Annotated in this window: 9 protein-coding genes; 5 read left to right on the top strand and 4 right to left on the bottom strand. The window is 63.8% G+C overall.

Annotated elements, in window-relative coordinates:
- The first annotated feature begins 293 nt into the window (after positions 1 to 293).
- The 5 genes from nrfH to VD811_04340 all read left to right on the top strand — a co-directional run bounded on the left by nrfH (position 294) and on the right by VD811_04340 (position 5605).
- The gene (gene nrfH, locus VD811_04360) at positions 294 to 800 is read left to right on the top strand and encodes a cytochrome c nitrite reductase small subunit (GenBank protein ID HXV20213.1); all 507 of its coding nucleotides are present in this window, start codon (positions 294 to 296) and stop codon (positions 798 to 800) included.
- A gap of 26 nt (positions 801 to 826) precedes the next feature.
- Entirely contained in the window at positions 827 to 2329 is a 1503-nt protein-coding gene (nrfA, locus tag VD811_04355) for an ammonia-forming cytochrome c nitrite reductase (GenBank protein ID HXV20212.1), read from the top strand.
- Positions 2330 to 2476: 147 nt separating this feature from the next.
- Entirely contained in the window at positions 2477 to 2842 is a 366-nt protein-coding gene (locus tag VD811_04350; protein HXV20211.1) for a cytochrome c3 family protein, read from the top strand.
- A gap of 13 nt (positions 2843 to 2855) precedes the next feature.
- Positions 2856 to 5243, top strand: coding sequence for a nitrate reductase (locus VD811_04345; GenBank protein HXV20210.1), 2388 nt, complete (start codon positions 2856 to 2858; stop codon positions 5241 to 5243).
- A gap of 65 nt (positions 5244 to 5308) precedes the next feature.
- Positions 5309 to 5605, top strand: a complete 297-nt coding sequence (locus VD811_04340) for a chaperone NapD (GenBank protein HXV20209.1) — start codon at positions 5309 to 5311, stop codon at positions 5603 to 5605.
- Between the two features lie 131 nt (positions 5606 to 5736).
- Here the strand turns inward: VD811_04340 and VD811_04335 are convergent, their stop codons facing one another.
- From VD811_04335 to VD811_04320, 4 genes are all read right to left on the bottom strand, one after another.
- On the bottom strand, positions 5737 to 6882 hold the full coding sequence (locus tag VD811_04335) for an aminotransferase class V-fold PLP-dependent enzyme (GenBank protein HXV20208.1): 1146 nt from the start codon (positions 6880 to 6882) through the stop codon (positions 5737 to 5739).
- Positions 6883 to 6947: 65 nt separating this feature from the next.
- Entirely contained in the window at positions 6948 to 7874 is a 927-nt protein-coding gene (draG, locus tag VD811_04330; GenBank protein HXV20207.1) for an ADP-ribosyl-[dinitrogen reductase] hydrolase, read from the bottom strand.
- Between the two features lie 55 nt (positions 7875 to 7929).
- Entirely contained in the window at positions 7930 to 8712 is a 783-nt protein-coding gene (locus tag VD811_04325; GenBank protein HXV20206.1) for an NAD(+)--dinitrogen-reductase ADP-D-ribosyltransferase, read from the bottom strand.
- 102 nt (positions 8713 to 8814) lie between these two features.
- A partial coding sequence (locus tag VD811_04320; GenBank protein ID HXV20205.1) for an ANTAR domain-containing protein occupies positions 8815 to 9049 on the bottom strand: 235 nt, incomplete at its 5' end.

The following is a 9049-nucleotide window of genomic DNA, read 5'->3' as shown; positions in this document are numbered from 1 at the left end:
CGATGAGCAGGATGAATTTTGTTCTTAACTGCATGATGGAGGGACCTTTGTCCGAGGAAAATGCTGCCGGAAAACACAAACGCTACTTAATGGTAACACATTAAATATTGCAAATGCTACTGCCTGGTAACAGGCGCTACTGCAAGAATCATATAACATCCAGAAATTGCTAATTTTTTCCTGTGGCACAGGCGTTGCTAAGCAAACACAGTAAAGCCTGGGCGTGAAAGCAAAAACGGGATACCTGTCAACCCAAATCAACCAGAGGGCTGCTTATGAAAACCGGGAACGCAATGAAATTCGTGGCTGTCTGTTGCGTCGTGGCGGCGGTCGGGCTGGCCGCCTTCGTTGGGCATGAGGCCAGGGTGCTGACCTACCTGTCGGGTAATCCGAAGGTCTGCATTAATTGTCACACCATGAATACCCATTATGCGACATGGCAGCACAGCTCCCACCGGGACAGTGCCACCTGTGTGGACTGCCACCTGCCGAGGGACAACTTCCTCGAGAAGATGCTCGCAAAAAGCAGGGACGGCTACAATCATTCCCTGGCCATGACCCTTGGCAGCTACGGCAACAACCTGAGGATCAAAGGGAACGCGGCAAAAAGAATTCAGGCCAACTGCATCTCCTGCCACCAGGAACTCGTCTCGCAGATGCTGGCCAACGCCGAACTGTATCACGAAAAAGGCCGGATGACGCTGGATCGTCCCTGCTGGGAATGCCACCGGGGTCTGCCCCACGGTACGACAAGGAATCTGCTGGCGACGCAGAACAATATCGGCGTCAAGGAATTATAGGACACCCAACAAAGGAGAATTGAATCATGAAAAAATCATGGATCGTCACCATCGCCTCGGTCGTCATCATGGTCCCGCTGCTGCTGCTTGTCGTCTCCATCAAGGAGAACAAGGCGGACCAGAAGGCCATCAACGCCGTGCCGGACATCAAGAAATTCGAGTCGAGAAGTTCCGAGTGGGGCAAGTATTACCAGCGGCAGTACGACTCCTACATGAAGACCCGCAAGAGCGATGAAATCAAGGATGTGCTGAAGGAGGAGCCGGCCCTGGTGGTCATGTGGGCGGGATACGGCTTCGCCAAGGATTACAACGCACCGCGCGGGCACTATTACGCCCTTGAGGACAACATCAATTCCCTGCGCACCGGCGGCCCGGTCGATGCCCAGTCCGGTCCGATGCCCACGGCCTGCTGGACCTGCAAATCCCCCGACGTCCCGCGGCTGATCGAGAAGAACGGAGAACTCGATTATTATACCGGCAAGTGGGCCCGGTTTGGCGGCGAAGTCGCCAATACCATCGGCTGTGCCGACTGCCACGACAACAAGACGATGAAGCTGACCGCGACCCGCGGCTACCTGCAACAGGGGCTCGATGCCGCAGGCAGCCTGAAGTACGCGGACGCCTCCCACCAGGAGATGCGGTCGCTGGTCTGCGCCCAGTGCCATGTCGAATACTACTTCAAGAAGACCGAGTGGACGGACGCCAAGGGCGAGAAGAAAACGGCGAACGTCGTCACCTTGCCGTGGGACAACGGCCTCTCCGCGGAAGCCATGGAGTTGTACTACGACCAGCGGGAGTTTTCCGACTGGCAGCATGCGATCAGCAAGACCCCGATGCTCAAGGCCCAACACCCCGGCTATGAAATGTTCGTCACCGGCGTCCACGGCAAGCAGGGGCTTTCCTGCGCCGACTGCCACATGCCTTACGTCCGTGAAGGGGGTGTCAAGTATTCCAGCCACCAGGTCGGCAGCCCGCTGCAGAATATCGCCAACACCTGCCTGAACTGCCACCAGGGGACCGAAAAGGAATTCCGCGCCACCGTCGAGAGAAAGCTCGAGCGCAAGAACGAACTCTCCCGCACCGCCATGAGCGTCCTCGCCAAGGCGCACCTCGAAGCGGGCAAGGCCTGGGAGCTGGGAGCGACGGCAGAAGAGATGAAGCCGGTTCTGCAGGACATCCGGCACGCCCAGTGGCGCTGGGATTTCTCCATCGCCTCCCACGGTTCCTTCTTCCACGCCCCGGAAGAGACCCTTCGGGTCCTGGGGAGCGCCATCAACAAAGGACAGGATGCCCGCCTGAAGTTGCGCAGCGTTCTGGCCAAATACAATGCGGCCAACTATGAAGCCCCCGACTTTTCCACCAAGGAAAAAGCCCAGGCGATCGTCGGCCTGCCATTCGGCAAGCTGGTGGAAGAGAAGAAGGTTTTCCTGAACGGGCTCAGGGGGCAGTGGATCGAGGAAGGGAAAGCCAAAGGCGTTTACGACGCGAAATCCCGGGAAGGAATGCAGTTCAAGACCTCGTATAACTGAGTCTCGTAAGACCTGGAAGCCACAAGGGAAAAATCCGGCCCTGTCCGCCTGCCGCGGGCAGGGCCGGCTGGAAGTGAACCCCTTCGACATTTTGCCGCGACCGTGCCCCGTCCTTGACGCATTTCCATTTTGGGGAGGAGAACCCACGTGAAACGGATCATTCTCTACAGCATGTTTTTCGCCTTCCTGGTTGCCGCCCTGACCGCCTGCGCGCTGCGATCGGCGGAAAGCCCGCGAATGTCGGGGCATCCCGCCCTTTCCGAGCAGGAGATGCTGATTGCCTGCCAGGACTGCCACGCGCAGAAGACCCTGGAGGTTTACCAGCAGTGGTACCAGTCGGGACACGGCATCGCCACCGTCAAATGCTACCAGTGCCACGGCACCTTCGAGGGCCTGCGGGCCGAACCTTCCCTCGACGCCTGCGCCGTCTGCCATTCGGGGCAGTGGGAGCATGCGGCAGGGAAAACCTGCTGGCAATGTCATCCGGCCCATACCTTCAAAGCCGGCAATTAAGGGGAGGAACTGCATGGACAGACGGGAATTCATCAAGAGAACCGCCGCGCTCGCCGCTGCTTCCTATGTCGGGATCAATCTGCCTTTCGGCCTGGGCAACCTGGCCCAGGGGCTGGACGCGGAAACCTGGGTGGCCGGCACCTGCCGGCTCTGCGGCACCGGCTGCCGCCTCGAGCTCGGACTGAACAAAGGCAAGCCGGTGGCCCTGCGCGGCATCGCCGATTCCCGCACCAACCTGGGCTACCTGTGCATGAAGGGGACCCTCTTCTATCAGCTGATCGGCCACCCCGACCGTCTCACCCAACCCCTTTACCGGGCCAGAAAGGACCAGCCGTTCCAGGCGATCTCCTGGGACCGGGCCCTCGATATCGCCGCCGGGGAATTCGCCGGGGCGGTCAAGGCGCACGGCAGCAATGCCGTCGCCTACTACGGCTCGGGGCAGTGCCTCACCGAAGAGACCTACCTCTTCCAGAAAGTCATGCGCGGCGGGCTGCAGACCAACAACGTGGAGGGGAATCCCCGGCTGTGCATGGCCAGCGCCGTCGGCGGCTACCTGACTTCTTTCGGCGCCGACGAACCGATCGGCTCCTACGCCGATATCGAAAAGGCCGAGTGTTTCTTCCTCATCGGCAGCAACATGGCCGAGGCGCATCCGGTCGTCTTTCGCCGTCTCCTCAAGCGCAAGCAGGAGAACCCGGCGGTCAAGGTGATCAATGCCGACCCGCGCATCTCCCCCACCTCGCGCCTGGCCGACCTCCACCTGCAGTTCCGCCCCGGCACCGATCTCGCCCTGCTCAACGCCATGGCCTGGGTGATCCTGGAGGAAAAGCTGCACGACGAAGCGTTCATCCGCGATTACTGCGTCTTCAAGGCGGGCAAGGGGGACACTATCGATCTCGCCGCCTTCCGCGCCTCCCTCGACGAGTACACGCCGGAAAAAACGGCGGCAATCTGCGGCGGCAACATCACCCCTGAGGTGATCCGCACCGCCGCCCGCTGGTTTGCCGAGTCGGCGGGGACGATGAGCCTGTGGTGCATGGGGATCAACCAGCGCCAGCAGGGGGTCTGGGCCAACAACCTGATCCACAATCTGCACCTGCTCACCGGCCAGCTCTGCAAGCCGGGGGCGGACAGCTTCTCCCTCACCGGGCAGCCGAATGCCTGCGGCGGCGTGCGCGAGGCGGGCGGCCTCTGCCATGTTCTGCCGGGCCATCGGCCGGTGGAAGTGGAACCGGCGCGCAACCAGGTGGAGGACGCCTGGGGCATCCCCCGCGGCCGCATTCCTTCGGCGCCCGGGCTGCATACCATGGCGATGTTCCAGGCGGTCAACGAGGGGAAGGTGAAGGCGATCTGGATCAACTGCACCAGCCCGGCGCAGAGCCTGCCCAACGCCGACCTCTACCGCCAGGGGCTGCGGCGGGAGGATGTCTTCGTCCTCTGCACCGACATCTTTCCCACCCGCACCACCGAACTGGCCAACCTGATCCTGCCCACCGCTTTCCATTTCGAAAAGACCGGCGTCTACGGCTGCACCGAGCGCCGCTCCCAGCTCACCCCGAAGGCGGTCGACGCTCCCGGCCAGGCCAAGCCGGAGGTCTGGATCGTCCGCGAGTGGGCCCTGCGCCTGGCGAAGGAACTTGGCGATCCGGTGATCGCCAGAACCGTCGAGCCCTTTGCCGGGCTGGAGCCCGACGTCGCCCTGCCCGAGGCGATCTGGAACGAGTACACGCAGAAGCTGACCAAGGGGCGCGACAACGACCTGCGCGGCGCGACCTATCAGGTGCTGCGGCAGATGCCCGACGGCGTGCAGTGGCCGGCGGCGACGGAGGCCTACGCCCGCACCGGCGGCACGGTCAGGAAGTTCGTCCGCGGTCTCGACCCGCTGGCCGACGAAGAGGCGAAGGGGAGCGACAAGCCCTTCATCTTCTACGGTCCGGCGCACGCCGACCGCAAGCTCTACATCTGGCAGCGCAAGTACGTCGGCGCGGCGGAGGAGCCGGACCAGGAGTACCCGGTCTACCTCTCCAACGGGCGCATCGTCGACCACTGGCACACCACCAGCATGACCGGGCGTATCCCGGCCCTGATGCGGGCGAACCCCTACGCTTACATCGAAATCAACCCGAAGGACGCCGCCCGTCTGGGAATCGCCCCCAACGACATGGTGGAAGTCGAGTCGCGGCGCGGCAAGACGACTTTCCCGGCCAAGGTCATCGAGGGGCCGATGGCGGGGATGGTCTTCGTCTACTGGCACGACATGGACGAGGAGCGGATGATCAACAAGGTGACGATGGACGCCTTCGATCCGGGCTCGAAGGAGCCGGAGTTCAAAATCAGCGCTTGCCGCATCCGGCGCGTCTCCGGGCCGAAGGCGCTGAAGCCGTTCATCGTGAAAATGTAACCGCCCGCCGGGGCGCGGCAGGCAAGACGCGCCCCGGCTTCGGCCAGCGCAGAAAGAGGATGGTTATGCCCATAGGCGGCTTTGTCATACAGATCGATACCGCAATGCGCCCGGAAATTCTAGCGCCTCTGGGGAACATGCCGGAAGTGGAACTGCACGGGGAGGACGGGATGGGAAACCTGGTCGCCGTTCTGGATTGTGAAACGAGTCAGCGGATGGAAAGGGTGGTGGAGGCGATCGCCGCCGTGGCCGGCGTTCTCAATGTGGGACTTGTCTACATTCATGCCGAAGATGAAGTCGAGCGCATCGCCGCGGGGGATTACGTCCCCAGTCGCCGCACCCATCCGCGCCGGGAGCAGTAGACTGTCCGGGGCAGCAGTGAAAAACGGGCGGCGGCTGGTGGATCGTCTCTCCCCCTGGAAGGGCTGAAGAGCGGTGAATATGCTGTCGTCCGGGGGTGCAATCACTGTTCCAGTCAGACAGACAATAGTCATCAATCCTTTTTCGAGGTCGTCCCAAACGCATCCAGGGCGGTAAAAAAAGCCTCCAGATCGCTCTCGTCGTTCCAGAAATGCGGCGACAGCCGGATCAGTCCCCCGCGCGGGGAGACCGCGACCCGCCGGTCGGCAAAGAACCGGAAGCAGTGGATGGCATCCGCAGGCGGCCGGAAGGAGAGGATCCCCGAGCGCTCCGATTCGCCCCGGGGGGAGACGACCTCCAGACCCCGCTGGCGCAGTCCCTCGGCGAGACGGTCGGTGAGCGCCAGCACCCGCTGCCGGATATCGGCAGCGCCGACGGCGTGCAGCAACTCCAGGGCGGCGCCGAGGCCGAAGATCCCCGGCAGGTTCAGAGTCCCCGGCTCGAACTTGCCGGCGTCCTGTTTCAGGTCGAAATGCAGCTCGAAGTTCTCCTCGTCGACGACGCTCTTCCACCCCACCAGCGGCGGTTCAAAACGGTCGGCGACATCGCGGTCGACGAAGAGCAGGCCCGAGCCCATCGGCCCAAGCAGCCACTTGTGCCCGCCGGCCGCCAGCAGATGAATTCCGCACGCCTTGACATCCAGCGGGAGCACTCCCAGGCTCTGGATCGCGTCGACGCAGAGCAGCAGCCCCTGCCGGCGGCAGAATTCCCCGAGGGCCGGCAGGTCGGCGGCAAAGCCGGTGACGTAATCGACCGAGCTGACCGCCAGCAGCCGGGCGCCCGGGACCAGCGCTTTCGCCACCGCCTCGGGACCGAGGCGGCCGCCGGCGTCCCGTTCGATGAAACGGACGGCCACCCCCCGGCGCTCCAGATGCTGCCAGGGGTAGATGTTGGCCGGGAAATCGGGGACAGCGACCAGCGCCGACTCCCCCGGGCGCCAGTTCAGCCCCTCGGCCACCGTCGCCAGACCGGCCGAGGTGTTGGGCAGGAAGGCGATCTCCTCGGCGGCGGCGCCGATCAGCTCGGCCGCCCGCTCGCGCACCCAGGCCAGGCGGACCTGCCAGCGGCCATAGTCGAGCCCGCCCCGGGCGGCACATTCGGCCAGGAAGCCGGCGACGGCCTCGACCACCGGCTGCGGGGGGGCGGCGACGGCGGCATGGTTGAGAAAGGTGAACTCCCGGGTGATCGGAAACTGCTGGCGGCAGGCGGCAAAATCCATGGCATCTCCCTGTATCCGACTGAAGGCAATCGCCGCCTGAATTGTCCCGTCCTTTGCCCCTTCTGTCAACTGCCGGACGCGGCAGCTCCCTCCCTGCAGCACGGCGACAGGCGCACCAGTCGCAGCGCCAGCGCTTCCGCCTCCTGGCGCACCTGTGGGTCGAGCTTCATCAGCCACCCCTTCGGGATGGCCTGCAGGCCGTAGAAGGCGCCGGCGATCATCCCGGCAATGGCGCCGGTGGTGTCCGCATCGCCTCCCTGGTTGACCACGCCGACCAGGCACTCTTCGAAGGCGCCCGTGGTGAAGAGGTAGTGGAAAACGGTCTGCAGGGTGTCGACTACGTAGGCCGTCGCGTTCCCCTTGTAGTTGTTGAAGCGGAAATTGGGGTGGGCGGCGACCAGTTCGCGGGTGAGGGCGTGCAGGGCGAAGCGATCGGCGCCGAGCACGGCCTGCTGGACCAGGCGGCCGACGGTGACGCAGGCGGCGTCGGAGAGGGGGTGATGATGGGTGAGGCGCGCCTGGGCGACGGCGCAGCGGGCGAGCAGCGCCTCGTCGCCGAGGCTGAAGAGGGCGACCGGGGCCATGCGCATGACGGCACCGTTGCCGGCATCCCAGTCGTTGTATGGGGTTTCCAGTTGGCCCTTGACCATGAAGTCGCGGATGCCCCGCCGGCAGGTGGCGCCGACATCCCGCGGATTTCCCTTCAGCCAGGCGGCAAACTGCCGGGCGATTCCGTCCAGGTCCCACCCCCCGGCTGCCGTCAGGGCGCGGGCGATGCAGAGCGACATCTCGGTGTCATCGGTCACCTGCCCGGCCCTGAGGTGCAGCCAGCCGCCGCCGCGGATTTTGCGATGCACCCCGTACTTCGCCCGTATCTCCCCCGGCATCATGAACTCGGTGGTCGCCCCCAGGGCGTCGCCGACGGCCAGGCCAAGGAAGGCGGCCTGGGCCCGACGCATGACCTCGTTCGTTTCGACAGGGGGTGTTTTCATCTCTTCTCACAAGATTGAACCCGAGACTCGGGCCTCGGGCCTTGGGCCTCGGCTTCTAGCCGCCCGTCAGCACCTTGACCTCGAACTCGCCGCCGATCACCAGCACCTCTCCTTCCCCCTTGAGCAGCGAGGAGGGGAGCAGGTCGCCGCGGAAGAAGATCTTCGGCAGGGGGACTTCGGCTTCGATCACCCGGCTGCCGAACTCCCAGGCCCGTTCGAAATCGGTGGTGAAGGAGTTGAGATTGTTCAGGCGCAGCAGGCAGCGGCCCTTCCCCTGCTCTTCGAGGATGCGGTGCTCGGCGAAGTCGTGGATGCCGCGCCAGAGCTTGAGGTGCGAGGTCTGCGGATGCCGGCGGCACAGCTCATACTGGACGAACTCGTAGAGCAGGTCGAGCTGGGCGTTGATGGCGCTGGTGCGGGCCGAGCCCTGCATGCGGTCGATGGTGTAGCGGAAATACGCCTCGGAATGGATATCCTCGATCGGGACGCGGTGGAAGGTCGGCGGCAGGCCGAGGCGGCTCTCCACCCACCCCTTGAGCACCGCCCCCTCCAGGGAGTTGGACTCGAACATCCAGCCGCGCAGAAAGCGCAGGTAGCTGTTCTTCAGGCTCTTGCGCCCCCTGGCCGAGGTCTCCCGCTCCCACTGGTGAAGCTGGAAGGTGACGTCCATGTAGTCGTGAAACTGGGCGCCGCGGGCGTCGGGCGAGGCGAGGCCGTCGAGCCGCTCGAACAGGAGGCGGTTGGCGCGGCGCACCCCCTGGATTTCGAGCGGCTGCGGATGCCGGTTGAAATGCCGGGAGGCGATCGCCCAGGGGGGGAGGTTGCAGAGGTTCATCATGGGGCAGGCTCGAGGCACGAGGCCCGAGGCAAAAGGGAAATGCAAAAAAAAACAAGATTCCGGTTTTTTCTTGCCTTTTGCCTCGGGCCTCGGGCCTTTCGTCTATTCCATCAATAAGATCGCTTCAGCCACTTCCTTCAAACTCTTGCGCTTGTCCATGGCGATCTTCTGCATCTTGCGGTAGGCCTCGGGCTCCGAGAGTCCCTTCTTCATCAGCGCCCCTTTGGCCTTCTCGACCATCTTGCGCGATTCCAGGGTTTCCTTGAGACTGGCCACCTCGTCGCGCAGGGTGGAGACTTCGACGAACTGATGGATGGCCAGATCGACGGCGGCATAG

The sequence above is a fragment of the Desulfuromonadales bacterium genome (assembly GCA_035620395.1).
Taxonomy (GTDB): domain Bacteria; phylum Desulfobacterota; class Desulfuromonadia; order Desulfuromonadales; family DASPGW01; genus DASPGW01.
The sequence above is the reverse complement of the archived record's forward strand: the minus strand, read 5'-3'. Positions and strand labels throughout refer to the sequence as shown.

Bases quoted from the DNA above. Each gene is read 5' to 3' on its own strand.
- nrfH (HXV20213.1), top strand. From the start codon at position 294: ATGAAATTCGTGGCTGTCTGTTGCGTCGTGGCGGCGGTCGGGCTGGCC.
- VD811_04340 (HXV20209.1), top strand. From the start codon at position 5,309: ATGCCCATAGGCGGCTTTGTCATACAGATCGATACCGCAATGCGCCCG.
- VD811_04335 (HXV20208.1), bottom strand. From the start codon at position 6,882: ATGGATTTTGCCGCCTGCCGCCAGCAGTTTCCGATCACCCGGGAGTTC.
- nrfA (HXV20212.1), top strand. From the start codon at position 827: ATGAAAAAATCATGGATCGTCACCATCGCCTCGGTCGTCATCATGGTC.
- VD811_04325 (HXV20206.1), bottom strand. From the start codon at position 8,712: ATGATGAACCTCTGCAACCTCCCCCCCTGGGCGATCGCCTCCCGGCAT.
- VD811_04345 (HXV20210.1), top strand. From the start codon at position 2,856: ATGGACAGACGGGAATTCATCAAGAGAACCGCCGCGCTCGCCGCTGCT.
- draG (HXV20207.1), bottom strand. From the start codon at position 7,874: ATGAAAACACCCCCTGTCGAAACGAACGAGGTCATGCGTCGGGCCCAG.